Genomic DNA, 25,905 nt, shown 5'->3' on the forward strand with positions numbered 1-25,905 from the left:
CCGCAGGTGTGCGGGTGCTTATCACTGGCGGCGGGGGCCGCGCCTCGGAACCGACCCGTCCGCACTCGACTCAGAGCGCTGCGGAGTCGAGCGACCCCAGTATATAAAGGACCGCAGCATGGCGGCAGGCATCTCAACCACGTCACCGGCCTCGACCGGGACGAGTTCGCATGGGTCGACCCCGTGCGGCCGGAGCCCACAGCGTATGACACTCTTCCCCACCGAACAGTGGCTGGCCGAGTACGGCCGCCTCCTCGACGAGAGCGACGCACTCGACGACGTCTCGGTCGGCTGGGGCGTCGGCTTCGACGGCGACATCCGGCTGGTCATCGACGACGTGCCGCTGGCGGAGACGACGCTCGACGAACTACCGCCCCGGGTCCTCGCGGACCTCCCCGAGCACGTCCGGGCGGGCGTGGGGGAGGTCACGCTCGCCGACGCGCCCGACCGCTTCGACGAGCACGTCCGCCCGTCGCTCCCCGACGTCGTCCAGGACCTGCTCCGGCAGATCGAGGAGAACGTCCACGACGGCGCCATCCACGCGCACGTCGGCCTGCGCGAGGGCAGCGTCACCGCGGTCGAGACCCTGACGGACCCGGACGCCCGCGACGCCGGCTTCGTCATCCACGGCTCGCTCACGACCTGGCAGGGCATCCTCGACGGCCGCCCGGCGGTCTCGGCGCTCATGACGGGCGACCTGACCGTGCAGGGGAACCAGGTCCGGTTGCTGCGGTATTCCTCGATGCTCGGCCTCCTCGGCGAGGTGGCGGCCGACGTCGGGACCACGCACCTGTTCGCCGAGCCGGGACCGTCGGTCACGCGGGATGTCGTCGACGCCGCCACGCGGCCGGGCGTCGCGGTCCAGCGGACGGCAGAGCGGCAGGTGACGCGGACGCTCCGCGACCTCTCGTTACTGTAGGCGTCGGTGACGGCCGCGTGGCCGTCGTAACGGGCCGCTACTCCGGTGCCTCGGCCGCCGTCCAGCACGCCAGGCACCGCCGGCACCACTCCCGGTGCGCCGGCGGCACCGTCTCGACACCCTTCCGCCGGAGGTCACCCTCGATCCCACAGCGCGTCCCGCCGTCGTGAGGGATGTGACAGCGGTTCCGGCTCCCCGACCACACCAGCGTCTCGAGTGCCTCACCGGGGTCGGCTCCCGGGACGGAATCGGTCGAATCGACGTGTTGGCTCCGGCTCACGGACAGCGGTAGGGGGCCCCGGCGGAATGCATAACTGCCTAGCACCCTCGGTAGTTCATACCTGGCCGGCGCCGGGGCGGGACCCACCTCGACCCGACCGAGCCATCCGAAGGAACCCACATGCGAGCGATAACCGTCACCGTCACGCCGCCGGAGGGAGCCCCGCCGAACCGACTGTTCGAGGACGGGACGGACGTCTACCCCGAGCGCGTCCACAACTTCAACGTCCTCGATGACGGGAGCATCGTCCTGCTCGGCCGCATCCGGGGGGACCTCGACCGGATCCGGGCCATCCTGGAGGCAGACCCCGACGTTCTCGGGTTCAGCATCTCCGGCGAGGACGAGCGGGGCGGCCTCGTCTACGTCCACAGCCGCCCGCCGCCGGCCGTCGCGGCGTTCCTCGGCCTCCCGCACGAGCACGAGGTGTTCTTCGACTTCCCCGTCGAGGCGACGCCCGACGGCCGCTACCGGGTCGACGTGGTCGGCGAGACCAACGAGGTGCTGCAGGCGGCACTGGCGGACGTGCACGAGGGCATCGAGTTCAGTGTCGAGCGCATCGGCCCGTATCTGGAGGAGCGCGGCGACCTCGCCGCGCTCCTGACCGAGCGCCAGTGCGAGGTCCTCGCCGCCGCCCGCGACCTGGGCTACTACCGGGTCCCCCGGGAGGCGACCCACCGGGACATCGCCGACCGACTGGACATCGCGACCGGAACCGTCGCCGAACACCTGCAGAAGATCGAGGCGCGCATCATCGGCGCGCTCGATGCCTGAGAGCGGGAACCGAGCGAGCGCAGGACGGCGGGCGAGCGCCACGACCCCCGGCCTACTATCCCGGCGGGACGCGAACGGCGAGCGATGAACCACCACGAACTACTCGACGTCGCGAGCGTCCGGCTCGCGGCCCTGGTCGCGGGTGACGCGCGCTACTTCTCGCGGTCGCTCGAGGGGCCGTCGCTCCACGGGGCGGCAGCGGCGGCCACCGTGGCCGACGGCGTGGGCGACCTCCGCCACGCGGGCGTCGAGACGGTGGACGTCGACACCCCCGCCGGGACGTTCGCGGCCGCCTACCTGCCCTGGCAGTGGCACGGACCCGACCACCCGACGCTGGTCTACCTCCACGGGAGCGGGGAGCGCCCGTTCGACTTCGGCCGGTTCGGCAGCAACTCCTTCCGCCGGCTGTTCGTGGGCGCCGACGTGCCGGCGAACCTGATCGCCGTCCGCGCCCCGTTCCACGAGGGGTCGAACCGGGAGTACCTCCGGGAGATGGGCGACCTGGAGAACTTCGTCGGGATGCTGGCGGCCTCGACCGGCCTCGTGGACGCGCTCGTCGACCGGGCCAGCGAGGTGACCGAGGGGCCCGTCGTCGTCTCGGGCATCAGCCTCGGCGGCTGGACGGTCAACCTCCACCGGGCGTGTCACGGGAGCGCCGACCGCTACGCGCCGCTGCTGGCCGGCGCCGCGCCCGGTGAACTGTTCGTCTCCTCGGCCTACCGGCACCTCACCGCGACGGCCGCGCTCGAGCGGGCGGCCCACCTCCGCGACCGACTCGACTTCGAGGCCGCGTTCACCGCCGTCGAGGCCGCGGACTGCGACCCGCTGCTCGGCCGCTACGACCGCATCGTCGAGTTCGACCGCCAGCGCGACGGCTACGCGGGACTGCCGCTCGCGGTGCTGGAGACGGGCCACGTCACCGGGGCACTCGCCACCGAGCGGCTCCGCGAGCACGTCCTGGGAGCGCTCGCAGCGGCCGAACGCGAGGAGTGAGACCACCCTGGCGTGGTTCTCTCTTCGCTGGAACCACGCTTCGACGTTAAGAGGAGTCGCCGTGAATCCCGAGTCGTGACCCCCCGATGACGCGATTCACGACACACAGCGGGGCGCTCGACGCCTCCGGACCGGCACGGGCGGTGAGCCGATGACGGCCATCGAGACGAACGACCTGACGAAGCGCTACGGCGAGTCCGTCCTCGCGGTCGACGGCCTGGACCTGACCGTCGAGGAGGGCGAGGTGTTCGGCTTCCTCGGGCCGAACGGCGCCGGCAAGTCGACGACCATCGACATGCTGCTGGACTACGTCCGCCCGACCAGCGGCACCGCGACCGTCCTGGGGTACGACGCCCAGGCGGAGACGAAGGCGATCCACCGCCGGGTCGGCATCCTCCCGGACGGCTACGGCCTCTACGACCGGCTCTCGGGCCGCAAGCACATCGAGTTCGCCATCGACCTGAAGGGGGTCGACGACGACCCGGACGAGCTACTCGACCGCGTGGGGCTCGAACGCGAGGCGGCCGGGCGCCGGGTCGGCGGCTACTCGAAGGGGATGACCCAGCGGCTCGCGCTGGCCATCGCGCTCGTGGGCGACCCGGACCTGCTGGTGCTGGACGAACCCTCCAGCGGCCTCGACCCGAACGGCGTCCGCGAGGTGCGCGCCATCGCCCGCGAGCACGCCGAGCGCGGCGGGACGGTCTTCTTCTCCAGTCACATCCTCAGCCAGGTCGAGGCGGTCTGTGACCGCGTCGGCATCCTCAACCGCGGGCGGCTCGTCGCCGTCGACACCATCGCCGGCCTCCGCGAGTCGCTCGGCACCGGCTCGACCATCGCGCTCACGGTCGACGCGGTGCCCGCGGCGCTCTCGCTGGACGGCCTCGCGGGTGTCACGACCGTCACCGTCGACGGACGGACGGTGCGGGCGACCTGCGAGGAACCGGAGGCGAAGATCGCGGTCATCGAGTGCCTGCAGGCCGCCGACGCCGCCATCCTCGACATCCAGACCAGCGAGTCCTCGCTGGAGGACCTGTTCGCGGCCTACACCGGGAGCGACGGCGCGACGACCGGGACGCCCACACAGGGGGTGGCCCGATGACCTGGGCCGTCGTCGCGCGCAAGGAGTTCACCGATGCCTTCCGGGCACGCATCCTCTGGGGCATCGTCGCCATCATCGGCATCCTGACCGGTGTCATCACGCTGGCGACACGGTTCATCCCGGGCGTCGAGCCGAACCCGCTGACGGGCCTCGGGGCGGCGGCCCAGTTCGCCGCGATGCTCGTTCCCATCATGTCGCTCGTCGCCGCGTACCTCGCCATCGCCGGCGAGCGCGAGTCGGGGAGCGTGAAGGTGCTGCTCGGCCTGCCGCCGTCGCGGGGCGAGGTGCTGCTGGGCAAGTTCCTCGGCCGCGGCGGCGTGGTCGGGCTCGGACTGGTGCTCGGCTTCGCCGTCGCCGGCGTCGGGACGGCGCTGGCCTACGGAACGCTTCCGCTCGCGGCGTTCGCCGCCATCACCCTGCTGACGGTCGCGCTCGGCGTGACCTTCGTCGGCATCGCCGTCGGCATCTCCGCCGCCACGGCGACCCGCGCCCGCGCCATGACCGTCTCCATCGGCGTCTACCTCGTGCTCGTCCTCCTGTGGGATATCCTCCCGCAGGGGCTGCACTTCCTCGTCTACGGAACGATCCCGAGTGGCGCGGTCCCCGGCTGGTTCCTCGGCCTGCAGGCGCTCAGCCCGCCCGGGGCGTACAACGCCCTCGTGATGACGGCGCTGGCTGCCGGCGACCCCACGGTTCCCGGGCTGGCAGCGCGGGTCGGCGGCTCGCTTCCGCTCTACCTGGAGCCCTGGGCCCTGCTGGGCCTGCTCGCGGCCTGGACGCTCGTCCCGCTCGCGCTGGGCTACCGACGGTTCGAGCGGGCCGACCTCTGACCGGGACACGGCGCGGGATCCCGGCGGGCCGCGAACGCCGAGCGATGAACCACCACGAACTAGTCGTCCGCCGGTGTCGGGCCGCCGGTCGACGCCCCGGCCGCCGGCTCGCGGACGACCTGCTTGTCCTCGTGACCATCGCGGGTCCCCTTGACGGTGTAGGCGAACTCGTAGTCACCCTCGCCCTCGCGGTCCGCGACGACGAGCCGTTCCCGGGACCGCCCCACGACCGCCAGCCCGTTCGACTCGACCGCGTACGGCGTGGTCTGGACGTGGAGCGGGTCCTCGTCGCTCGTCACCCACGCGAAGTGCTCGGGCAGCGTGATCTCGACGCGGCCGTCGTCGAGTTCGGCGACGCCCGAGGCCTCGGTGTGGGGCGTCCCCGCCTCCGTCGCGGTGTAGACGACCTCCCGCTCGCCGTCGTCGGTGTCGACCGACTGGACGAAGTTCTTGTTCCCGCTCACGTCCAGGTCGCCATTCACCGAGGCCGTGTCGGGCTGGATGCGGAGCGTGTGCCCGTCCGTTCCGGCCCCGAGCTGGAGCTGCTCGATACCGCCCTTCGCACGGATGTTGCACGCGCCCGCGCCACCGCCCCCGAGCGCGACGCCCATCACGAGTCGGTAGTCGTCGTCGCCGATCTCGAAGTCGCCGTCGTTGCTGTCGACGTTCCAGTTGTTCTGCCCGCCGACCCGGAGGTGGCCGTCGACCGTCGCCGGGCCGTCACTGTACAGCCCGAGGCCGGCCCCCGCAGCCCGTCCGTAGATGCCGTACCCGTTCTCGGTGTTGGTGTATCCGTAGACGCCACCGCCCTCGGAGGAGTCCGAGAGCCCGCCGAGACCGAACGTGAAGCCACTGTCTGCCTCCGATCTCCCGACGACCCCGAACGAGGCCGGACCGGTGGACCGACTGATGCCACGGAGGCCGTGGGACGTGATGTCGTCGGTGTTGGTGTTCACCACCTCCACCAGTTGCCGGTCGTCCTCCCCCTCGACCCGTAGTTCGTCCTCGACCACCAGTCGCTGGAGCACCGGGTTCGACCCGGTAGCGGGCATAGCGAGCCACTGCGAGCCGTCGCCGATGAATATCCTCCCGGTGTCGATGGCGAGGAACTTCGCGTCCGCCTTCGGCTCGTAATCGGTGAGGTTCGAGCGCTCGTCGCGGATCTCGATGTCCGTGTCGTACTGCTCGAAGTTCTCGTTCAGCGGCTCGTGCCAGTTCTGTTCGCCTTCGTCCGGAACGTTGTAGCCGTGATTTGGTGTCTCGGGCATGGTATCAGTCTCCTCGTCGCGTCACGGGGCGACGCCCCCGTAGCCGTACTGGCCGTAGGCCTGCTCGCCGTAGTCGTCCTCGGGGACCGGCGTGTCGGTCGCCGTGGACCCGGACGAGGGTGTGTCGGTCGCCGTGGCCGTGTCGGTCGGTGTATCGGTGGCCGTCTGCGACGACTGGCCGCCGGGCGTGTCCGTCGCTGTCTCCGGCCCGTCCGTCGCAGTCTCCGTGTCACCGGGCGTCATCGTGTCTGTCGCCGTCGCCGTGGCGGTCGCTGTCGCCGTCGCCGTGGCGGTGGGAGAGCCGCCGTAACCGAACGAGGTCGGCGTCGGCGTGTCGTCACCACCGTCACTGCCGTCACCATCACCACCGTCACCACCCCCCGAGAGGAAGGAGCAGCCAGCAGTGCCGACCGCCATCGTCGCGCTCACGCCGGCGAGCAGTTCACGTCGGCGTGGGCCGTCCCGGTCAGTCATCCGCCTCGATACCTCCGTCGCTGCGGCCGCCGCGGTCCCCCCGGGACGGCCGTACAGCCGGTGTTGTGGGTCATAGCTCGTCTCCCCCGAACGACACACCCCAACCGCGGTGTGCACAAGAGGTTCCAGTGTACCGAGCAGGAGCATGCGTAAGTATCCCAAGGTAAAGTAGTAATTATCTGATGAGAACATGGATGGAAGTGGTGACGAGCCGTTCGCCACGGCTGGACGGAGGGGCCGGTGGCCGGCTGGCACGGGACCTCCCACCCCGGAGCAGCGACCGACAGGAGACCGACACCACGCGACGCCACCTCGATTTATACCCGTCCGGCGGGGAGGTCGAACCGATGACACGCCGCCGAACACCCACGGGCCGCCAGCCCGGCACGGGGCCACGATGAACGTCCTGCTCACGAACGACGACGGCATCGACGCCCCCGGCCTCCGGGCGCTGGCCGACGCACTCGACGCACTCGGTGAGGTGACCGTCGTGGCCCCCGCCAGCAACCAGAGCGCCGTCGGCCGGGGCCTCTCCTACGGTCGGATGGGGCCCGACGGCGGGAACGACGGCGACCTCGGGCTGGGCGAGGACCCCGAGGACCCGTTCACCGTCCACATCCCGCACGAGGAACACGAGCTGGGCTACGCCGTCCACGGCACCCCCTGCGACTGCGTCATCCTCGGCATCGGCGCGTTCGAGCCCGACATCGTGGTCGCGGGCTGCAACGCCGGGGCGAACCTCGGCGTCCACGTCCTCCCGCGGTCGGGCACCGCCAGTGCCGCGGTCGAGGCCGCCTCGCTCGGCGTGCCGGGAGTGGCGGTCTCGATGGACGTCATCGGGCTGGACAGGGACGGACTCGCGCCGTCGGACTTCGAGCGGGCCGCCCGGGTCGGCCGCGCGGTCGTCGAACGGGCGCTCGACCGGGACGCCTTCACCGACACGGACTACCTCAACGTCAACGTCCCGCGGCCGGACCGCGACCTCGCGGGCGTCGCCGTCACCCGGCCGACACCGCAGTACGACATGCACGCCGACCTCGCAGACGGGCGCTTCGCGCTCCACAACCCGCTCCACGCCGGGATGGCCGAGGGCGACATCCCCGACGACGAGGGGACCGACCGGCGGGCGCTGCTCGAGGACCGGGTCAGCATCTCGCCGCTGACGCTCCCCCGGCACGGCATCGACGCGAGCGTGTTCGACCGGCTGGACGAGGTGTTCGCGGACGTGGCGGCGCTCGGGAGGTGAGGCGCCCGGCGCGGAGCCGACGCCCGGAGACGAGGACCCGTGGCCTGCTCACGAGCCGCGTATCAGGGCGACGTTGCCGGGGCTGTCGTGCACGACGCGTTCGGTGACCGTTCCGAAGCGGATTCCGGACCCTCCGGGCCGCCCCGAGAGCCCGACACAGACGGTGTCGTACTGGCCGGTCGCCTCGACGACCGCCCGCCCGACGTCGTCGTCGACGACGACCCGGACGTCGTACTCGTCGGGGTCGAGGCCCGCCGCCTCGGCGGCATCGGTGACGACTGCTTGCCCCCGTGCCTCGGCGTCCGCGTCGCTCTCGCTCCGGGGGGACTGGACGTTCAGCAGGGTCGGGACGGTCCCGTCGACGGTCGCGAACTCGACCGCCTGGTGTGCGACGACCGGGGCGTTGGGGCCCGGCGCGACGAGCGCCACCGGCGTCCCGACGGTCTCGGTCCGGAGGTCGACGAGCGAGACGTCACAGGGGGCGTCCCGGACCACCGGGTCGACCGTCGTGCCGAAGACGTGGCCGTCCCAGTCGAGCGTCCCGTCCCAGCCGAGGATGACCTCGTCGGCCGCCTCGTCCTCGATCACGTCAAGGATCGCCTCACCGACGTCCGGTGCGACCACCGCCCTGGTCCGGAGGGTGACGTCCATCTCCGTCGCGATGTCGTGCGCGTTCTCGAGGAGGTCGCGCTGGTGGTCGGCGCGGTCGGCCTCGACGTTCTGGAGCGGCGAGGGGTGGGCGACCGGCGTGACGTTGACGGCGACGAGTTCGGGCGTTCCCCGGTCCTCGTTGGCGTGTGCGCTCGCCGCCGCGAGCCGGAGGAGGCCCCGCTGGGTGCCCGGGTTCGCCACGGGAACGACCACGCGGAACGGCTCGGCCGGCTCACCCCGGATCGCCTCGCGGAGGAGCCCCTCGCTCACGACACGGCCCCGCGCGTAGACCGCGTACCAGACGACGCCGAAGGCGACGATGCCGGAGCCGATGACGACGACGACGGTCGCCATCTGCGAGACGACCAGCAGCGAGAGGAGCACACCCAGGATCGGCACGACCGGGTAGACGGGCCACGGGAGCGCGAACGATGGGTCGTAGTCGTCCGGGTCGGCCCGCCGGAACACGACCAGCGAGACCTGAACGAGCGAGTAGGAGACGAGGAAGCTGAAGCTCGCCGCCTCCGCCAGCAGCGCGATGATCGTCTCCACGCCGAGCCCGGCGAGGATGAGCAGCGCCGTCACGCCGCCGGTGGCGGCGATGGCCCGGTGTGGCGTATAGAACCGCGGGTGGCTCGCGTTGAGCCAGTCGGTCACGATCCCGTCCCGGCCCATGGCGTAGATGACCCGCGAGGCGGCGAGGATGGAGGAGTTCGAACTCGAGATGGCCGCGATGATGGCGGCGAAGACGATGGCAATCACCCCCAGCGGCCCCAGGTAGACGACGGCCACGTCCGAGACCGGGATGGGGGACTCCCCGAGCGACTCGAAGGGGATGACGCCGGTGCTGACGAGCATGACCAGCACGTAGAGGATGGTCACCAGCACCACCGAGAGGATCATCGACAGCGGGATGATGCGACTGGGGTTCTTGATCTCGCCAGCGACGGTGGCGATGATCTCGAAGCCGAGGAAGGAGATGAAGACGATGCCGGTCGTGGCGACGACCCCGCCGGCGCCGAAGGGGGCGAACGGCTCGAGGTTCCCGGGGTCGATGAAGAAGAGGCCGACGGCGACGAAGACGAGGATGATGGCCGTCTCGGTTCCGATGGTGACGTTCTGGAAGGCGCTGGACTCCTCGGTCCCGTAGTAGTTGACCCCCAGCAGCAGGGCCAGCCCGACGAGCCCGATGCCGACGATGACGGCCCGTCCGTCGAGGAAGGGGAGCGGCTCGACGAGGTACTGTCCGAAGCCGATCATGTAGAAGGCACTCGCGAACATCAGCCCGGTCCACATCCCCCAGCCGACGACGGCCCCGAAGAGCCCGCCGAGCGCGCGGTTGACGTAGTGGTAGCTGCCGCCGGCGATGGGCATCCCGGTCGCCAGTTCCGAGAGCGAGAGCGCCGCGAGCAGCGCGACGAAGCCCGCGATGGCGTAGGAGACCGAACTCGCGGGTCCGGCCGTCTCGGCGGCGATGCCCGGGAGGATGAATATCCCCGCACCGATCATCGTCCCGCCGCCGAGCGTCATCGCCTCGACGAAGCCGAGCGTCCGCTCGAGTTCGCCACCCTCGGCGCTCATCGGCTCCTCCGCGCTCGCGTGGCCCGGGGACTCATTCGACGTCCCTCACGATGAGCGCCGGGACCTCGAGCGCGTCGACGATGCCGACGAGGACGGTCCCGATGATGCGTTCCGCGAGCGAGGGCTCGGTCTCGCCGAGGACGACGAGGTCGTACTCCGCGGCGAGGTCGGCGATGTCGGACTGGGGGTCCCCACCCTCCGCGAGCCGCCAGTCGACCCGGTCGCGGTCGACCCCGTACTCGACCAGCCGGTCGACGGCCCCCATGAGGAGGAGTTCCCCCTGGCTCGGGTCCACGTCCTCCGGGACGGAGTGGAAGAGGGTGGCGGTCTCCTCACCCGCCAGCAACAGGTCGGCGACGACCCCGAGGATGCGGTCGAGGTTCACGTCCCCCCGGAGCGGGACGAGGACGCGCTCGACGCCCGCCGAATTACCCGCCGTCAGCACCGCGTCGCAGTCGTACTCGTCGGCGATCCGGTCGATGGTGGCCTCGCGGTCGTGCGTGAAGACGAGCATCTCGGCGTGAGCGCCACGTTCGTCGGCGACGGCGTCCAGCCGGGCTGCCGCCTCGGAGCCGTACTGGTCCCTGAGCAGTGCCGGTTCGGCCTGGTCCGGGACCGGGAAGTAGCCGAGCAGGACCACCTCGACGGCACCGAGGTCGTCGAGGACGTCGAGGGCGGGGGGCTCCGCATCCGAGACGTCGAACGGGACGAGGATCGTCAGGTCACCGGTACGGACCATGATTGCCTCACCATCCACGGCAGGTCGTTTCAATCCTTCGCGGGGGGGACTGGCGGCTCCGACCACCGGGGACGACCGAGCCCTCCGGTTCCGGCGGGTCGATAGCGGTGGGGCGGGCGACGTGTGTCGGCGCGCCGTCACCGAGCGCCTCGCGCGCCCGGTCGACGATGGGGAGCGCGAGGCCGGGACCCTACTCGGCCAGCGCCGCGCCGAGCATCTCCACCGGGTGGGGCGGGTCGTCGACGTGGTCGTCCAGTTGCGTCCGGCAGGACGCCCCCGGTGCGACCACGGTGTCGCCGTCGCTGTCGTCGACCTGGCCGTAGAGGATGCGGCCGATGGCCTTCGAGACCTCGTAGTGCTCGGCCTCGTAGCCGAAGGAGCCGGCCATCCCGCAGCAGGTCGAGTCCAGCGGGTCGACCGCGTAGCCCGCCCGCCGGAGCACGCCGACGGCGTGGTGGTCGGTCCCGACGGCCTCCTGGTTGCAGTGGCCGTGGTAGGTGAGCGCCTCGTCGGGGGCGGCCCAGTCGACGGCCTCGTCCAGCCGGTGGACGTCGAGGTACTCGCAGACGGCGTACGAGCTCCCGGCCAGCCGGTGGGCGGCCTCGTCGTCCGGGAAGAGGTCGAGGTACTCGTCCTGCAGCATCACCGCGTCCGAGGGCTCGACGAAGACGACCTCCCAGCCGTCGTCGACGCGGGGCGCGAGCGCGTCGACGGTGTCGCGGGCCCGCTCGCGGGTCTCGTCGAGCAGCCCCTGCGAGAACGCCGGACGGCCGGTCGGCCCGAGGTCGCCCGGCACCTGCACGTGGACGCCCGCCGCTTCGAGGACGCGGACGGCGGCCTTCCCCGGTGCCGTGTAGCTGTAGTTCGTGTACGTGTCCGGGTAGAGGACGACCGTTCGGTCGGCCTCGGCCGCGGAGACGCGGGGCCCACGGGACTCGAACCAGTCGACGAGCGTCTCGCGCTCGAAGTGGGGCAGGTCGCGCTCGGGCGCGATATCGAGCAGGCGCTCGCCGAGCCAGTCGGCGCCGGGCAGCGACTGCGCCCAGTTCGACAGCGGCGCGAGCGCGCTCCCGACCGCGGAGACGCGGTGTACGTTGCCGAACAGGCGCTCGCGGAGGCCGACCCCCTCGCGCTGGTGGTACTCGTGTTTCACCTCCGTCTTCAGCTTCGCCATGTCGACGCCGGTCGGGCAGTCGCTGGCACAGCCCTTGCAGCCGACACAGAGGTCCAGCACCTCCTCCTGGAACCGCTCGCTGTACAGCTCGTCCTCCGAGATCTCGCCGGAGATGCCCGCGCGGAGCATGTTCGCCCGGCCCCGGGTCGTCTGGATCTCCTCCTTCGAGGCGCGCCAGGTCGGGCACATCACGTCCGTGTCGGTCTGCCGGCAGGTGCCACAGCCGTTGCAGAGCTCGACGAGGTGCGAGAACCCGCCCTCGTCCGCGAAGTCCAGCTCCGTCTGCGGCTCGACGGACTGGTACGCCGGGCCGTAGCGCAGGTGCTCGCGGTTGTCGGCGCCGACGCCGCGCTCGGAGTCGGGCCCCACGTCCTCGGGACCGTCCCGGTAGACGACGTTCCCCGGGTGCATGAGCCAGTCCGGGTCGAACGCCGTCTTCACCTCCTTGAACGCCCGCCAGAGGTCCGGCCCGTACATCTTCGGCGTGAACTCGGTGCGGGCCATCCCGTCGCCGTGCTCGCCGGAGAAGGCGCCGTGGTGTTCGAGGACGAGGTCGGTCACGTCGTCGGTGATGGAGTGCAGCGCCTCGACGCCGCCTTCCTCCTTGAGGTTGAGGATGGGCCGGATGTGGAGCGTCCCGCTCCCGGCGTGGGCGAAGTACGCCGCCGAGGTGTCGTGGTTCTCGAGCACCTCCTCGAACTTCTCCACGTACGCCGCGAGTTCGGCGGGCGGGACGGTGGCGTCCTCGATGAACGGGTACGGCTTCGGGTCGCCCTGCAGGGACATGAGGAGCGGGATGGCGGCCTTCCGGAGCTTCCAGATGTCGGCCTGGGCCTCGTCGGTGTACGCCTCGACGACGTCGAAGGCGTCCCCCTCGTCGACGAAGTGCTCGTTCGTGGCGCCGATGGCGGCCTCGAAGTCGTCGTGGAGCTCCGAGTCGTACTCGACCATCAGCGCGGCCGCCGTCCCCTCGGGGATGGGCTCGACGTACTCGGCGTAGCCGTCGGACTCGGCGGCCATCCGGAACACCTCGTCGTCCATCAGCTCGACCGCGCTCGGGTCGAAGTCCAGGGCCTGGGGCACCGCCCGGAGCGCCGCGTCCAGGCTCTCGAAGCAGTACAGCGCCAGCGCCGTCTCTTCGGGCACCGTCACCAGCGAGAGCGTCGCCTCCACGAGGACGCCCAGCGACCCCTCGCTCCCGACGAACAGTTTCGCGAGGTTGATCACCTCGTCGCCGTCGTCGTTCTCGTAGACGACGCGGTCGAGGTTGTAGCCCGTGACCCGGCGCTTCAGGTCCGGATACTTCGCCTCGATGTCGGCCTCGTGCTCCTCGACGAGCGCGCGGACCGTCTCGTAGATCTCGGCCTCGCGGTCGTCCTTCGAGACGATGTCGTCCCATTCGTCGCTGTCGAGGACGACCTCGCGGGCGTGGATGAGCGAGCCGTCAGAGAGGACCGCCGTCACCGCCTCCGTGTAGGCGTCGGTGATGCCGTACCGGACCGAGTGGGCACCGGTGGAGTTGTTCCCGATGCCGCCGCCGACCGTCGCGCGGTTCGAGGAGGCCGGGTCGGGAGCGAACTTCAGGCCGTACTCCGCGAGCTGGGCGTCGAGGTGGTCCTGCACGACGCCGGGCTGGATGGTCGCCTCCTGGGCCTCGGGGTCGATCTCGAGCACGTCGTCCATGTGCCGGCTCACGTCGAGGACGATGCAGCCGGGGCCGACCGCCTGCCCCGCCAGCGAGGAGCCGGTCCCGCGGGGCATGACCGGGACGTCGTGCTCGCGGGCGACATCGACGGCGGCCTGCACGTCCGCCACGTCCGTCGGGAAGACGACGCCCGCGGGGCGGGCCTGGTAGATGCTCCCGTCGGTCGCGTACAGCACCTGGGCGTACTCGTCGAACCGCACGTCGCCCGAGACGTTCGCCCGCAGGTCGGCAGCCACGGCGGCGTACTCGGCGACATCCGGATGGTCGTGTCCCAGTGCGTCGACCGAGGCCCCGGGGTCCGCGGGGTCGATTGCCATGCGCTAGCCTGTTACTGCCGGTACGTTAAACACTGCGTCCGCGGCGACCCCGTCCGGCGGTTCCGCCGGACGGAACCTACAAGCGCGTGCCAGCCGAGCGACGACGTATGGCAGCGAGTGACACGGGACGATTCACCGACGCGCTAGCGGACCTCGACGTCGGGTGGACCAGGGCTACGGCCGCCGAGTGGCCGACGGTCCTCACGAAGGTCGTCGAGCCGCCCGCCGTCGGCGCCGCACTGCCCCACGAGGGGGTCTCGCTCGACGCGAGCGAGGTCGACGTCGAGATGGACCCGTCGCTCGAGGACCTGCGGGCGGCGCGGACGGGCGTCACCGGCGCCGCGCTCGGCATCGCCGACTACGGGAGCGTCGTCCTCCGGACGGACGAGGCGCCGCTGACCGAGGCGGCGAGCCTCTTCGTCGACCACCACGTCGCGGTGCTGGGGGCCAGCGACGTCCGACCCGACATGGCGGCCGCGCTGGAGACGCTCGGCCCCGTCTTCCGCGAGGAGGACGCCGACGCCATCGTCGCCACGGGGCCGAGCGCGACCGCCGACATGGGCGCGCTCGTCCGCGGCGCGCACGGGCCCGAGACCGTCCACGTCGTGCTCCTGACCGACCGATGAGCCTGGACCACGGGACCGACCCGACGGACGCGAAGCGTCGGGGAGACACGGGCGAGACGGACGCGCCGGGGCTGAATCGTGCCGAGAAGGCCGCCCGCATCCGCCGGCTCATGGCGACCGAGGGCGACGCCATCGGCGAGAACACGCGCGGCTTCAACCAGGGGCGCTACGACGCCGTCGCCGACCTCGAGGACTACGAGCGGTACAAGCGCGAGGCCCGGGCGACGAAGGCCGAGGCCATCGAGCGGCTGCCGGAGCTGCTCGACCGGCTCCGCGAGCAGGTCCGGGCCAACGGCGGCACCGTCTACCTCGCCGACGACGCGGCGGACGCCAATCGCTACATCGCCGACGTGCTCGACGACGTGGACGCATCGCGCGTGGTGAAGTCCAAATCGATGACCAGCGAGGAACTCGAGGTCAACGAGGCCATCGAGGCCACCGGGACGGACGTGGTGGAGACGGACCTCGGGGAGTGGGTGCTCCAGCTGGCCGACGAGACGCCGAGCCACATCGTCGCGCCGGCCATCCACAAGTCCCGCGAGGAGATCGCCGCGCTGTTCGCCGAGCGGTTCGACCTGGACGAGCCCCCGGAGACCGCCGCGGAACTGACCCGCTTCGCCCGCGAGCGCCTCGGCGAGCAGATCGAGGCCGCCGACGTCGGGATGACGGGGGCGAACTTCATCACGGCCGACTCGGGGACGCTCGCGCTCGTGACGAGCGAGGGCAACGCCCGGAAGACGGTCGCCGCGACCGACACCCACATCGCGGTCGCCGGGGTCGAGAAGGTGGTCCCCAGCGTCGAGGACCTCCAGCCGTTCGTCGAACTCATCGGCCGCTCGGGGACCGGCCAGGACCTCACCTCCTACCTCTCCCTGCTCACGCCGCCGGTGTCGTACCCGTCGCTGGACGCCGACGACCCCGAGAGTCCCCTCACGGCGACCGACCCGGACCGCGAGTTCCACCTCGTCCTCGTCGACAACGGCCGCATGGCGATGCGCGAGGACGACGACCTGCGGGAGACGCTGTACTGCATCCGCTGTTCGGCCTGCTCGAACACCTGCGCCAACTTCCAGTCCGTCGGCGGCCACGCCTTCGGCGGCGAGACCTACTCCGGCGGCATCGCGACGGGCTGGGAGGCCGGCGTCGAGGGGCTGGACGTCGCCGCCGAGTTCAACGACCTCTGCACGGGCTGCTCGCGCTGCGTGGAGGCCTGCCCCGTCGGCATCGACATCCCGTGGATCAACACGGTCGTCCGCGACCGCATCAACCGCTCGGGCGACCCGTCGCGCTTCGACTGGCTGGTCGACGGCCTCTCGCCGGACGCCGAGTCCGGGAGTGTCGGCCTGCGCGAGCGCTTCTTCGGCAACTTCGGGACCGTCGCCGCCCTCGGGAGCGCGACGGCCCCGCTCTCGAACCGGCTCGCCGACAGCGGCCCCGTCCGGCGGGCGATGGACCGCTGGCTCGGCATCACGCCCGAGCGCGACCTCCCGACGTTCGCGGGCGAGTCGTTCTCGACCTGGTTCGAGCGCCGTGGGGGCGCGCAGGTGCCGCCCGCCGCGGCCACCCGCGAGGTGGCGCTCTACCCCGACATCTACACGGAGTACATCGACACCGCACGCGGGAAGGCGGCGGTCCGGGCGCTGGAGGCGCTGGAGGTCAACGTTCGGGTACCGTCGGTCGGCGGGAGCGGCCGCGCGGCGCTCTCACAGGGGATGATAGAGACAGCCGCTTCACGGGCTCGGGCGGTGGTCGACGGGCTGGCGCCCCACCTCGACGCCGGGCGGGACGTGGTGGTCGTCGAGCCGTCGGACCTGGCGATGTTCCGCGGCGACTACGACCGCCTCGTCGACGACGACGGCGGGCTGAGCGAGGCCAGCTACGAGCCCTTCGAGTACCTCTACGGCCTGGCGGCCAACGGGGCCGACCTCGACGCGCTCCGGGGCGCCGGCGCGGCGTCGACCGGCCGGCTGGCCTACCACAGCCACTGCCAGCAGCGCACGCTCGGCCTGGAGACGTACACGGTCGCCGTGCTGGAGGACCTGGGCTACGACGTGGTCACCTCCGACGTCGAGTGTTGCGGGATGGCCGGCTCCTTCGGCTACAAGTCCGAGTACTACGAGCTGAGCGTCGACGTCGGCGAGCGACTCGCCGACCAGTTCACGGCCGACGGGACAGCCGACCGTCGGGTCGTCGCCAGCGGCACCTCCTGTCTCGACCAGCTCGACTCGCTGCTGGCCCGACAGCCGGCACATCCGGTCGAGGTCATCGCGCCCGGCGACGGCCCGGGGGACGGCTGAGTCACGCCGTCCCGGACCCGCTCCCGGTGGCCCGCCGCCACAGCAGTATCGAGTAGCCCGCACCGGCCGCCACGACCACGATGAGCGCGAGCAGGATGGCGAACGCCAGGTAGCCGAACACCGGGTTCGCGTACGGGAGGATGACATCCCCCGGCGGCTCCACGGCCCAGGGGCTCAGGTGGAAGAACACCAGCATCCCGACCCCGAACGTCATCACCCCGGCCCAGTAGCGGGCCCCCGCCCAGCCCGTGACCGCCAGCACGAACCCGAGCGCGACCAGCGGGTAGATGGCCAGGCTGTAGGTGAACGGGTTGACGCTGGCCGTGACCGGCCAGCCGACGTGGTTCCCGCGGATGACGTGGTCGACGTGGTGGGCCATGCCCAGCACCGTCGCCAGACCGAACAGCAGGTACGCCTGGGTGGTCAGACTGCCGCCGATCCGTCGTGACTGCTCCGTCCCGGTCATACCAGAGACCCGTCCGGACCGAGGGAGAGGGTTTACCCAACATGTTGGGCCGGACGCCGGCGGTAGATCGTCCGTGTCGACGGGTCGGCCGTCGCAGCCGGAGTGGTGCAGTGTGGTACGGCCCGCCCGAGGAACCGGGCCGCGCTCGACATCGGGAGGTACGGCCCGGCTATCGGCGGCAGCTGTGGGGGCGGCTGGCGGGGCCGGAGGCGACGGTGGCGTGGTGCCTCCCCGTCGGTCAAACAGTAGTTTGAGCCACGGACGCCTTTACCAGCCCCGCGCCCCTCGACCCCGTTGCCGGCAGCCGCCCCGACGGTTCCCGGCAGCCACATCCCGTGTCCGGGCCGGCAGGTGCCGGCCCACCCCCCAACTCGCCTCCCACTCCCCCCTGCTGGGAGGCGTCCCCCCGTTCTGTATCTCCAGGGCCAGCGACAGGAACACACGGAGAACGGGTCGTGTGGTCATCGGCGCGGCCACGCCAGCTATCCGAGGTCAGAGCGGTCCAGCGAGGGTTGCTCGACGTGGCGCCGCCAGAACGCGTCCTCGAGGTACGAGCGGTCGATACCCGAGTACCCGCGCGCCCGTGCCACGCGGCCGGCGGTGGCCCAGAGCAGTCGCTGGAGGGCGACCGGGGCGGCCGTCACCGTGGTGTCGGGGTACACGTCCTCGCTGAGGACCAGCCCGTGGAGTGGGTCCGGCTCGGCGAACCCCCCGTCGGCGGCGAACGCGCCCTCGTGGTCGAGTCCCCAGGTGGTGTACAGCGACAGGACGGTCCGCATCGACGGCAGTTCGGCCCTGAACGCGACGAACCCGTCGGTGTCGTTGCGGAAGGTGTGCTCGACCCCGGGGGCGACCGTGATGGCGTCGCCGGGATCGAGCCGGCGGTCCTCGCCGTCGCGGACGACGGTCAACCGCCCCCGGAGCACCTCGAACCGCTCCGGCGCCGGATGCCGGTGGGCCGGCGGCTGGCCCGCGTCCGGCCCCAGCCACTGGAGCAGTTCCGGGGCGTCGGTCCGCCCGGCGTCGGGATGGGAGAGCAGCGTTCCCCACGTCCCGGCCCCAGGGTTCGACGCCAGCGGCCGCGGGGCCGAGCGGAGCAGTTCGGTTGCCTCGCTCCCCCGTTCGAGTTCGAGCACCGGGCCGTCCCGGGGCTCGCCCTGTTCGTCGAGCGGACGCCCGGTCCGGAGTACGGAGCGGGCCGCACCAGTCGAAGCCATCGCCCCGACTTCGACCAGCATCGGCCAGGGGCTTCTGCGAGACATGGGAGGGTAGTTTAAGCCACCCACGGCCCGACCGGTCGGCATGAAGCACCTCCGGGTCACGGCGGACGTCGACCAGGAGCGGGCGCCGCCGTTCTACACGATGCTGTCGGACTCGGCAGCTATCGCCGAGGCGCGACTGCTGGAGTGGAACCTGCCGGGGGAGGGCATCGAGACGGTGCTGTTCGCCGTCGACGGCGACACCGACCCGTTCGTGGCGGCCGCCCCGGACGCGCCGAGCATCGAGGCGGTCGAGCGCACGGAGACCGGTCGGTGGACGTACCTCCTCCTCGAACTCCGACCGCTGGAGTCCCCGCTGTTCGAGGCCATCCGCACGGCCAGGGCCCGGCGGGGACTCGTCGTCCGCAAGCCCGTCGTCTACCGCGACGGCGGGATGCAGTTCCGGGTCGTGGGCACCGCCACGGCACTCCAGGGTGCGCTCGCCGACGCACCGGACGCGATGGACGTACAGGTCGAGCGGGTCGGGCGGTTCCGCGGTGGGGCCGAGGACCCCCTCGCGTCGCTGAGCGAGCGCCAGCGCGAGGCCCTCGAGGCCGCGCTCGAACTGGGGTACTACGACCGCCCCCGCACCGCGACCCACGACGACATCGCCGCCGAGCTGGACTGTGCCCCACCGACGGCGTCCGAGCACCTCCAGAAGGCCGAGGCGGCGCTCGTCCGGGCCGCACTGGACGGCATCCGTCGGGGCCACGCGCCCTGATACGGCCAGGACGGCGCCTCGACTCCGCTGTTCCAACCTCAGGCTCGGAGCAAACGCAGGTTCCAGCGCACACCTCCGACGGTCCCCGTTCTGCTGTGGAGCACCCGCACTGTGCTGGCCCGGGGGAGATGACGAACACCCTCATCGAGAAGATTATAAATCTCTGAGATGTAAATTTATCCTACATATTCCCAACTCACCCAAGAGAAGCATTTGGAAAATGACTCCAATAATATGGACAATAACTCCAATAACCATACAAAAATAAAATAATATAGCAATATTGCCACATATTATCCAGAATAATTATTTATACATTGTTTTATATATTTGTGGGTTTTTAGCCAGAGTGGAATTGGAATATCGACTCGGAGACCCGATATTCGGTTACTGAACCCTTTTTACCCGCTATCATGACGCACTTTCCCGCACCCGGAGCTCTGGACACCTCATCACCTAATAGTACGATAATCCGTTAATTCCCACAAAATATAAGTTATCTTATATACAATCACTGCCCCTTCGGCAACCGCAGGTCCTCGTCCAGCCGTGCGGAACGTCACCTTCCGACCGGAGAGCCAGAGGGGCCAGCAATAGATTCCTGGCCGGGTCCGCGAGACATCAATCATCCGCCCTGGGCACCGTCGAAGAGAGCAACCCCGTCGTAACCTGCGATACACGAGTTGGTAGAACGGTGCTACACGATCTCGGGCGATCCGAGCCTCCGATTCTCCGGTCGTGAGGCTCCGGTCGTGATAGTGACGCCGAACCGTGGTACGCTATCACAACACATATATGGGTTCGCACGGACGGAAGATATCACGATGGAACGAGACGTTCACGTCCGGAAGGTCGAGACGGTACCCGAGGAGGCCTCGGTGTTCCACTACGACGAGCTGGATGAGGGGTTCAAGCAGGCGTTCCCGTCGCTGGTCGAGGGGAACGGCGGCACGGTACACGAGTCCGCCACTGACGGGTCGGTGTCGGAGGGGGACTGCGTGAAGTTCACGGACTACTACTGCATCACTCGCAGCTGACAGAACGGGGAATCGCTGCTGGGGCCACCTCGCTACAGGTACAGCCCGCCGTCGACGAACAGGAGCTGACCGTTGACCATCTCCGCCTCCGGCGATGCCAGCCACGCGACGGCCTCGGTGACATCGTCGAACTCCAGCCCACGACCGCTCGGATTCGCCTCCGCGGCGGCTTCGAGTCGCTCCTCGGCGTTGTCGAGGACCGAGTGGATGGCGTCGGTCTCCAGTGGCCCGGCGGCGACCGTGTTCGCACGGACCCCCCTCGGGGCGAGTTCCTTCGCCATGTAGCGGATCATGCTCTCGCCCATCGCCTTGGCCGTCCCGATGGCGGCGTACCCAGGGACGACCGTGTCGCTCCCGCGGCTGGACAGGAAGAAGACGCTGCTCCCCTCGTCCAGTAGCGGGAGTGCGGCACTGACCACGTACTGCAGCGCGACGCCGTTCAGCGTGACGGCCTCGGTGAACCGCTCGGAGTCGGCCTCTACGACGGAGGTCGAGTACGGGTCGACCGCACAGTGGACCACCTGCCCGAGTTCGTCGGTCTCCTCGGCGACCTGGTCGACCACGGCCTGTGCGCCCTCGGGCGTGGAGACGTCGCCCTTGACCAGATGGGCTTCCCCGCCCGCCTCCTCGACGGCCGCGACGGCCTCCTGGGCGGCCTCGTCGTCGCTGTGATAGTTGATGAAGGCGGTACCACCGTCCTCGGCAAGCCGAGTCGCGATCCGTCGACCGATGCCCTTCGACCCGCCCGTGACGAGGACGGACATCAGTTGTCTCCCTCGTGGACGGTTCGCTCGCCGATGCCGACCTCCATCGTCACGCCGAACCGCTCGATCATCTCGCCGGCGTCCTCACGGACGGCCTGCCACTCCTCGGACTCCTCGGCCTCGTGCATGGCCTCCGGGGTCTCGAAGACCATCTCGGCGACACGATAGAACGCCGGGTCGGCATCCTCCAGCCCCTCCGATGTCCGTGTGGTAACAAGTTTCTGCAGATTCGGCACGGCGGCCGCCTTCGGCGCGTGCACGTTCTGGTAGTGCTCTTCGAATGCCTCTTCGTCTTCCGGATCTGGTGCTGACCAGACGGCTATTAGTTTGTGCATCTGCAATGTTATCAATCACCACGTCACCTGATAATTGTTGGGGCGAGGACGGAACAGAAGCGGCGAATGGGGCGGAGCAAACACTAACCCGGTGGGAACGGGAGGTGTCGCATGCCTGAGCGACCGTCCATCGTCGTCCTGCGGGCCAAGCCACACGGCATCCCCGCCGAGGAGTACCACCAGCTGCTACGCGACCGCCTCCCCGACCACAGCGTCGAACTGGCCCGGACGCCACACGAGGAACGCGAGCTGATCACGGACGCTGACATCGCGACCGGCATCCGGTTCGACCCCGTGCTGCTCGACCACGCGGAAGCGCTACGCCTGTTCGCCTGCGGGGCGGCCGGCGTCGACCACCTCCCGCTGGAGCGACTGGCGGAGGCCGGCGTCGCCCTCACGAACGCCAGCGGCGTCCACGGCCCGAACATCGCCGAGCACGTGCTGGGGTCGCTGCTCGTCTTCGCCCGGGGCCTCCACCGGGCCTGGGCACGACAGGAACGTGCCGAGTGGCGTCACGAGCGCTCGTTCGGCGAACTGCAGGGGTCGACCGTCACGGTGGTCGGACTCGGGGCCATCGGGGAGGCCATCGTCGACCGCCTCTCGCCGTTCGGCGTCCCCACCATCGGCGTCCGGCACACCCCCGAGAAGGGTGGCCCCACGGACGAGGTCGTCGGGTACGGGAACGACCCCTTCCACGACGCGCTGGCCCGGACCGACTACCTCGTCCTCGCCTGCCCGCTCTCCGAGACGACCCGGGGGCTCGTCGGCGCCGAGGAGCTCCGGACGCTACCGCCGAGCGCGGTGCTGGTCAACGTCGCGCGGGGACCGGTCGTCGACACCGAGGCGCTCCTGGGAGCCCTCCGGAACTTCAGTCAACTCCGCGGCGCCGCACTCGACGTGACCGATCCGGAGCCGCTCCCGAACGACCACCCCCTCTGGGACCTGGGGAACGTGCTGCTCACCCCGCACTGCGCCGGGGACACCCCGCAGTACTGGGAGCGGCTGGCCGACATCGTCGTCGAGAACGTCGAGCGGGTCGAGTCGACCGGGACGTACGACGGGCTCCGGAACCAGGTGCTCCCCCGGGAGTAGGGACGCCATATCGGAACACCGGACCGGCAGTCCCGAACGGTGTCATCCCGAGACGTAGGTGATGCCGCCGTCGACGACGAGTTCGGCAGCGGTCACGTACGAGGCGAGGTCGGAGGCCAGGAACACGGCCGGCCCGCCCACCTCGTCGAGTTCGCCGTGACGCCCCATCGGGATGCGGGGGGCGATGGCGTCCATGTTGTCGTGCAGCGGGATGTCGTCGGTCGTCATGGCGGTCTTGAAGAGGCCGGGGTAGAGCGCGTTCACCCGGATGCCCTCCGAGCCGAACCGGCCGGCGAAGCCGAACGTGAGGTTCCGGACGGCACCCCTCGTGGCCGCATACACCGGTCGGGCCGCGGGCGTCCGCATCGCCTCCGTACTGGAGACGTTGATGATGGTCCCGCCGCGTCCCTCCTCCACCAGCCGGGTCGCCACCGCACGCGCGGCGAGGAAGTAGCCGCGGACGTTCACCGCCATGAACTCCTCGAACCGTTCGGTCGTGACGTCGAAATCGTCCGCGTCGGCGATGGCGGCGTTGTTGACGAGCGTGTCGACGCCACCGAACTCCTCGGCGGCCTCCAGAACGGGGTCGAACTCCCCCTCCAGCGTCACGTCGCACTCGACGAACGCGGCGTCGCGGTCGGTCTCCTCGCGGACCCGCTCGACGGTCGGTGTGCCGCCCTCGCGTGGCGTCTCCCGGATGTCCGCGACGACCACGTCCGCGCCGTGCTCGGCGAACGTGAGCGCCACGCCACGACCGATACCGCTCGCCCCGCCGGTCACGACGACTGTCTGGTCGGCGACCAGGTTGGTGGCTGTTGTCATGCAACGTGGCTGTCGCGAAACAGGCACATAAACGTTCGTCCACCCCGGACGCATCCCTCGGTCGGCCCATCGACAACTATTAACACAGCCGGGGGACTGGTAGATGGTATGTCGTTGCTCGATATCTCCGGTCTCGAGGCCGGATATGGGGATGTGAAGGTCCTCCACGGGGTCGACCTCCACGTGGAGGACGGGGAGTGGGTGGTCATCGTCGGTCCGAACGGTGCGGGCAAGAGCACGCTGATCAAGACCGTCTTCGGTCTCGCCGACCACACCGGCGGGACGATCACGCTCCGCGGGGAGTCGATGACGGACCTCCGGTCGAAGGAGATCATCCGCCGAGGGATCGGCTACGTCCCGCAGAACGACAACGTCTTCCCGCCGCTGACGGTGGCCGAGAACCTCCGGATGGGGGCGTACATCCTCGACGAGGTGCCCGAGGACACGCTGGCGGAGATCTACGACCTCTTCCCCATCCTCGACGAGCGCCGGAACCAGAAGGCGGGGTCGCTCTCGGGAGGGCAGCGCCAGATGCTCGCGATGGGTCGGGCGCTGATGCTGGACCCGGACATCCTGCTGCTTGACGAGCCCTCCGCCGGCCTCGCACCGGACCTCGTCGAGGAGACGTTCCAGCGCATCGAGTACATCAACGACACCGGGACGGCGATCCTCATGGTGGAACAGAACGCCAAGAAGGCGCTCGAGCGTGGCGATCGGGGGTACGTGCTGGTGCAGGGCCGGAACCGGTTCACCGACGACGCCGACGAACTGCTCGGGAACGAGGAGGTCCGCCAGGAGTTCCTCGGCGGATAGCCGGGGCACGGTTGCCCGACAAACGGACTGCCGTCGTGCGGTTCCCCCAGAGCCATTTATAAATAAACCACAAGGAAACGGCTCCCAAAACATTAATACTGCAGAACTCGCCGGTTCTTCCGGGAAACCATGACGGACGATAGCATCAACCGACGAACAGTACTTGCTGGACTCAGCGCGATGGGCGCAGCCTCGCTAGCGGGGTGCAGCGTCTCCCAGGAAGGAAACGACGGTGGCGGCGACGGCGGTGACGGTGGTGGTGGCGGTGACGGTGGTGGCGGCGGCGACGGCGGCGACGGCGGTGACGGCGGGTCGGGCGAGCAGCGGGAGGGAGCAGTGACGCTCGACTCGGTCCACGTGGTCGCCGCGGACAACCAGACCGGGCCGTTCAACTACCTGTTCACGTCGGCGAACAAGATGACACAGATCGCGCTCGACGAGATCGAGGCGGCCGGCGGCCCACTGGAGGCCGACGTCACCTTCGACTTCCAGGACACGGCGGTCAACCCCGCCAACTGGAAGGAGGCGATGACGAAGGGCGTCTTCAGCGACAACGCGGCGTTCATCTACGGGAGCGCGACCAACGAGGTCGTCGCACACCGCGAGTGGATCAAGGACAACGAGATCCCGGTCGTCACCGGCTGGCCGGGCGGGCTGGACCTCCGGCAGTACGGTGGCGACAGGGGGAACCCGGACGACCTGAGCCAGCACGACTGGATCTGGCGGACCATCGTGGGCGACAGCCTCACGCAGCTCGGCGCCGCGCAGTGGGCCGTCGAGACCAAGGGCTGGACGCGCTTCGGCGTCTTCCACGGCGCCTCGTCCGACCAGGCGGTGACCGCCGACGCGTTCATCGACGCCCTCGAGTCGAAGGACGGCACCGTCGCCGAGGAGATCCAGTTCCAGGAGGGGAAGACCAACTACGGGGCCGAACTCGACCGGATGCCCTGGGACGACATCGACGCGGTCTGGATCATGACCACCGTCGACACCGGGATCGGGTTCATGCGCCAGTGGGGCAACTCCGAGTACGGTGACAAGCCGGCGGTCCTGCAGGAGTGGGCCCGCCCCCAGAGCTTCATCGACCAGACGAAGGAGGTGCTCCAGGACAAGGAGATCTACACCATGGCGGGGACCCCCGCGACGGACGACCCGCTGTACCAGGAGGGCAAGGGCAAGTTCGAGGAGCGGTACCCCGACTCGGACTGGTACCCGCAGTTCACGCTGCCGCCGTACGACGCGGCCATCGTCGCCTGTCTCGCACTCCACCGCGCGGGAACGCTGGGCAACCTTCCCGCGGACCCCTCCATCGAGGAGATCCGGCGGGAGATCGAGCGCAACATCGGCCACGTCGGCCGGCCCCCGGGAACCGAGGTCACCAGTTTCGCCGACGGGAAGGCGGCGCTGGACGACGGCGATGACATCAACTACCAGGGCTACTACAGCACGTGTGACTTCACCGAGTTCGGCAACGTGCTCGTCGACGTCAACATGTTCAAGTACCCGACATCGGATCAGGAGACCTACCAGCAGGTGGCCACGATCCCGCCGGAAGACCTCCAGTCGCTCACCGATGGCAACTACTGACCCGACCGCACCCGGCCGAGCCTCCCCCCTCAGCACCAG

The 25,905-nt window shown here is 70.1% G+C and carries 24 protein-coding genes; 13 read left to right on the forward strand and 11 right to left on the reverse strand.

All coding sequences use genetic code 11. The features are described from left to right. The first annotated feature begins 205 nt into the window (after positions 1-205). Positions 206-919, forward strand: a complete 714-nt coding sequence (locus P2T62_RS20335) for an SCP2 sterol-binding domain-containing protein (RefSeq protein WP_276258845.1) — start codon at positions 206-208, stop codon at positions 917-919. Positions 920-956: 37 nt separating this feature from the next. On the opposite strand, the gene P2T62_RS20340 is transcribed toward P2T62_RS20335, so the two are convergent. Next, the gene (locus P2T62_RS20340) at positions 957-1,199 is read right to left on the reverse strand and encodes a hypothetical protein (RefSeq protein ID WP_276258846.1); all 243 of its coding nucleotides are present in this window, start codon (positions 1,197-1,199) and stop codon (positions 957-959) included. A gap of 120 nt (positions 1,200-1,319) precedes the next feature. On the opposite strand from P2T62_RS20340, the gene P2T62_RS20345 reads away from it, so the two are divergent. From P2T62_RS20345 to P2T62_RS20360, 4 genes are all read left to right on the forward strand, one after another. Then, positions 1,320-1,970, forward strand: coding sequence for a helix-turn-helix domain-containing protein (locus P2T62_RS20345; protein WP_276258847.1), 651 nt, complete (start codon positions 1,320-1,322; stop codon positions 1,968-1,970). A gap of 84 nt (positions 1,971-2,054) precedes the next feature. Further along, on the forward strand, positions 2,055-2,963 hold the full coding sequence (locus tag P2T62_RS20350; RefSeq protein ID WP_276258848.1) for an alpha/beta fold hydrolase: 909 nt from the start codon (positions 2,055-2,057) through the stop codon (positions 2,961-2,963). Positions 2,964-3,114: 151 nt separating this feature from the next. Beyond that, the gene (locus tag P2T62_RS20355) at positions 3,115-4,062 is read left to right on the forward strand and encodes an ABC transporter ATP-binding protein (RefSeq protein ID WP_276258849.1); all 948 of its coding nucleotides are present in this window, start codon (positions 3,115-3,117) and stop codon (positions 4,060-4,062) included. After that, complete coding sequence (locus tag P2T62_RS20360) at positions 4,059-4,892, forward strand: ABC transporter permease subunit (protein ID WP_276258850.1); 834 nt, start codon at positions 4,059-4,061, stop codon at positions 4,890-4,892. The genes P2T62_RS20355 and P2T62_RS20360 overlap by 4 nt, the downstream gene beginning before the upstream one ends. Positions 4,893-4,951: 59 nt before the next feature. On the opposite strand, the gene P2T62_RS20365 is transcribed toward P2T62_RS20360, so the two are convergent. Then, the gene (locus P2T62_RS20365; protein ID WP_276258851.1) at positions 4,952-6,160 is read right to left on the reverse strand and encodes a hypothetical protein; all 1,209 of its coding nucleotides are present in this window, start codon (positions 6,158-6,160) and stop codon (positions 4,952-4,954) included. Positions 6,161-6,181: 21 nt separating this feature from the next. Continuing rightward, positions 6,182-6,634: a hypothetical protein gene (locus P2T62_RS20370; protein WP_276258852.1), complete on the reverse strand. Its 453-nt coding sequence runs from the start codon at positions 6,632-6,634 to the stop codon at positions 6,182-6,184. A 397-nt stretch (positions 6,635-7,031) separates the two neighbouring features. Here P2T62_RS20370 and surE point away from each other — a divergent pair, with 397 nt between their 5' ends. Beyond that, positions 7,032-7,880: a 5'/3'-nucleotidase SurE gene (gene surE, locus P2T62_RS20375; RefSeq protein ID WP_276258853.1), complete on the forward strand. Its 849-nt coding sequence runs from the start codon at positions 7,032-7,034 to the stop codon at positions 7,878-7,880. Positions 7,881-7,928: 48 nt separating this feature from the next. Here surE and P2T62_RS20380 read toward each other — a convergent pair whose 3' ends face one another. From P2T62_RS20380 to P2T62_RS20390, 3 genes are all read right to left on the reverse strand, one after another. Then, positions 7,929-10,112: an amino acid permease gene (locus P2T62_RS20380; protein ID WP_276258854.1), complete on the reverse strand. Its 2,184-nt coding sequence runs from the start codon at positions 10,110-10,112 to the stop codon at positions 7,929-7,931. Positions 10,113-10,143: 31 nt separating this feature from the next. Continuing rightward, positions 10,144-10,851, reverse strand: a complete 708-nt coding sequence (locus tag P2T62_RS20385) for a hypothetical protein (RefSeq protein WP_276258855.1) — start codon at positions 10,849-10,851, stop codon at positions 10,144-10,146. Positions 10,852-11,041: 190 nt separating this feature from the next. Then, a complete protein-coding gene (locus P2T62_RS20390) occupies positions 11,042-14,047 on the reverse strand; it encodes an FAD-binding and (Fe-S)-binding domain-containing protein (protein ID WP_276258856.1) in 3,006 nt (1,001 codons plus the stop codon). Between the two features lie 107 nt (positions 14,048-14,154). On the opposite strand from P2T62_RS20390, the gene P2T62_RS20395 reads away from it, so the two are divergent. Next, positions 14,155-14,673, forward strand: a complete 519-nt coding sequence (locus P2T62_RS20395; RefSeq protein ID WP_276258857.1) for an LUD domain-containing protein — start codon at positions 14,155-14,157, stop codon at positions 14,671-14,673. A 110-nt stretch (positions 14,674-14,783) separates the two neighbouring features. Beyond that, complete coding sequence (locus tag P2T62_RS20400; protein WP_276261646.1) at positions 14,784-16,970, forward strand: LUD domain-containing protein; 2,187 nt, start codon at positions 14,784-14,786, stop codon at positions 16,968-16,970. Position 16,971: 1 nt separating this feature from the next. Here P2T62_RS20400 and P2T62_RS20405 read toward each other — a convergent pair whose 3' ends face one another. Next, positions 16,972-17,436, reverse strand: coding sequence for a hypothetical protein (locus tag P2T62_RS20405; RefSeq protein WP_276258858.1), 465 nt, complete (start codon positions 17,434-17,436; stop codon positions 16,972-16,974). 482 nt (positions 17,437-17,918) lie between these two features. Beyond that, positions 17,919-18,653, reverse strand: coding sequence for a cupin domain-containing protein (locus P2T62_RS20410; RefSeq protein WP_276258859.1), 735 nt, complete (start codon positions 18,651-18,653; stop codon positions 17,919-17,921). 85 nt (positions 18,654-18,738) lie between these two features. Between P2T62_RS20410 and P2T62_RS20415 the strand changes: the two genes are divergently transcribed. Beyond that, entirely contained in the window at positions 18,739-19,416 is a 678-nt protein-coding gene (locus P2T62_RS20415; RefSeq protein ID WP_276258860.1) for a helix-turn-helix domain-containing protein, read from the forward strand. 824 nt (positions 19,417-20,240) lie between these two features. Beyond that, a complete protein-coding gene (locus P2T62_RS20420) occupies positions 20,241-20,453 on the forward strand; it encodes a DUF7979 domain-containing protein (protein ID WP_276258861.1) in 213 nt (70 codons plus the stop codon). A 32-nt stretch (positions 20,454-20,485) separates the two neighbouring features. Here P2T62_RS20420 and P2T62_RS20425 read toward each other — a convergent pair whose 3' ends face one another. Beyond that, positions 20,486-21,217: an SDR family oxidoreductase gene (locus tag P2T62_RS20425; protein WP_276258862.1), complete on the reverse strand. Its 732-nt coding sequence runs from the start codon at positions 21,215-21,217 to the stop codon at positions 20,486-20,488. Then, the gene (locus tag P2T62_RS20430) at positions 21,217-21,552 is read right to left on the reverse strand and encodes an EthD family reductase (RefSeq protein WP_276261647.1); all 336 of its coding nucleotides are present in this window, start codon (positions 21,550-21,552) and stop codon (positions 21,217-21,219) included. The genes P2T62_RS20425 and P2T62_RS20430 overlap by 1 nt, the downstream gene beginning before the upstream one ends. A 111-nt stretch (positions 21,553-21,663) precedes the next feature. Here P2T62_RS20430 and P2T62_RS20435 point away from each other — a divergent pair, with 111 nt between their 5' ends. Then, positions 21,664-22,644, forward strand: a complete 981-nt coding sequence (locus P2T62_RS20435) for a D-2-hydroxyacid dehydrogenase (protein ID WP_276258863.1) — start codon at positions 21,664-21,666, stop codon at positions 22,642-22,644. Positions 22,645-22,686: 42 nt separating this feature from the next. On the opposite strand, the gene P2T62_RS20440 is transcribed toward P2T62_RS20435, so the two are convergent. After that, the gene (locus P2T62_RS20440; RefSeq protein WP_276258864.1) at positions 22,687-23,466 is read right to left on the reverse strand and encodes an SDR family NAD(P)-dependent oxidoreductase; all 780 of its coding nucleotides are present in this window, start codon (positions 23,464-23,466) and stop codon (positions 22,687-22,689) included. A gap of 108 nt (positions 23,467-23,574) precedes the next feature. Here P2T62_RS20440 and P2T62_RS20445 point away from each other — a divergent pair, with 108 nt between their 5' ends. Together P2T62_RS20445 and P2T62_RS20450 are read left to right on the forward strand one after the other, a co-directional pair. Further along, a complete protein-coding gene (locus P2T62_RS20445) occupies positions 23,575-24,279 on the forward strand; it encodes an ABC transporter ATP-binding protein (RefSeq protein ID WP_276258865.1) in 705 nt (234 codons plus the stop codon). Between the two features lie 129 nt (positions 24,280-24,408). Then, complete coding sequence (locus P2T62_RS20450) at positions 24,409-25,866, forward strand: ABC transporter substrate-binding protein (protein ID WP_276258866.1); 1,458 nt, start codon at positions 24,409-24,411, stop codon at positions 25,864-25,866. Positions 25,867-25,905: the final 39 nt, after the last annotated feature.

It is taken from the genome of Haloglomus litoreum (genome assembly GCF_029338515.1).
In the GTDB taxonomy this organism is placed as follows: domain Archaea; phylum Halobacteriota; class Halobacteria; order Halobacteriales; family Haloarculaceae; genus Haloglomus; species Haloglomus litoreum.

Coding starts and splice junctions, on each gene's coding strand:
- P2T62_RS20390 (WP_276258856.1), bottom strand. CDS start 14,047: ATGGCAATCGACCCCGCGGACCCCGGGGCCTCGGTCGACGCACTGGGA.
- P2T62_RS20410 (WP_276258859.1), bottom strand. CDS start 18,653: ATGGCTTCGACTGGTGCGGCCCGCTCCGTACTCCGGACCGGGCGTCCG.
- P2T62_RS20435 (WP_276258863.1), top strand. CDS start 21,664: ATGCCTGAGCGACCGTCCATCGTCGTCCTGCGGGCCAAGCCACACGGC.
- P2T62_RS20425 (WP_276258862.1), bottom strand. CDS start 21,217: ATGTCCGTCCTCGTCACGGGCGGGTCGAAGGGCATCGGTCGACGGATC.
- P2T62_RS20345 (WP_276258847.1), top strand. CDS start 1,320: ATGCGAGCGATAACCGTCACCGTCACGCCGCCGGAGGGAGCCCCGCCG.
- P2T62_RS20440 (WP_276258864.1), bottom strand. CDS start 23,466: ATGACAACAGCCACCAACCTGGTCGCCGACCAGACAGTCGTCGTGACC.
- P2T62_RS20445 (WP_276258865.1), top strand. CDS start 23,575: ATGTCGTTGCTCGATATCTCCGGTCTCGAGGCCGGATATGGGGATGTG.
- P2T62_RS20400 (WP_276261646.1), top strand. CDS start 14,784: ATGGCGACCGAGGGCGACGCCATCGGCGAGAACACGCGCGGCTTCAAC.
- P2T62_RS20360 (WP_276258850.1), top strand. CDS start 4,059: ATGACCTGGGCCGTCGTCGCGCGCAAGGAGTTCACCGATGCCTTCCGG.
- P2T62_RS20380 (WP_276258854.1), bottom strand. CDS start 10,112: ATGAGCGCCGAGGGTGGCGAACTCGAGCGGACGCTCGGCTTCGTCGAG.
- P2T62_RS20335 (WP_276258845.1), top strand. CDS start 206: ATGACACTCTTCCCCACCGAACAGTGGCTGGCCGAGTACGGCCGCCTC.
- P2T62_RS20405 (WP_276258858.1), bottom strand. CDS start 17,436: ATGACCGGGACGGAGCAGTCACGACGGATCGGCGGCAGTCTGACCACC.
- P2T62_RS20350 (WP_276258848.1), top strand. CDS start 2,055: ATGAACCACCACGAACTACTCGACGTCGCGAGCGTCCGGCTCGCGGCC.
- P2T62_RS20430 (WP_276261647.1), bottom strand. CDS start 21,552: ATGCACAAACTAATAGCCGTCTGGTCAGCACCAGATCCGGAAGACGAA.
- P2T62_RS20385 (WP_276258855.1), bottom strand. CDS start 10,851: ATGGTCCGTACCGGTGACCTGACGATCCTCGTCCCGTTCGACGTCTCG.
- P2T62_RS20450 (WP_276258866.1), top strand. CDS start 24,409: ATGACGGACGATAGCATCAACCGACGAACAGTACTTGCTGGACTCAGC.
- P2T62_RS20355 (WP_276258849.1), top strand. CDS start 3,115: ATGACGGCCATCGAGACGAACGACCTGACGAAGCGCTACGGCGAGTCC.
- P2T62_RS20415 (WP_276258860.1), top strand. CDS start 18,739: ATGAAGCACCTCCGGGTCACGGCGGACGTCGACCAGGAGCGGGCGCCG.
- P2T62_RS20370 (WP_276258852.1), bottom strand. CDS start 6,634: ATGACTGACCGGGACGGCCCACGCCGACGTGAACTGCTCGCCGGCGTG.
- P2T62_RS20395 (WP_276258857.1), top strand. CDS start 14,155: ATGGCAGCGAGTGACACGGGACGATTCACCGACGCGCTAGCGGACCTC.
- P2T62_RS20420 (WP_276258861.1), top strand. CDS start 20,241: ATGGAACGAGACGTTCACGTCCGGAAGGTCGAGACGGTACCCGAGGAG.
- surE (WP_276258853.1), top strand. CDS start 7,032: ATGAACGTCCTGCTCACGAACGACGACGGCATCGACGCCCCCGGCCTC.
- P2T62_RS20365 (WP_276258851.1), bottom strand. CDS start 6,160: ATGCCCGAGACACCAAATCACGGCTACAACGTTCCGGACGAAGGCGAA.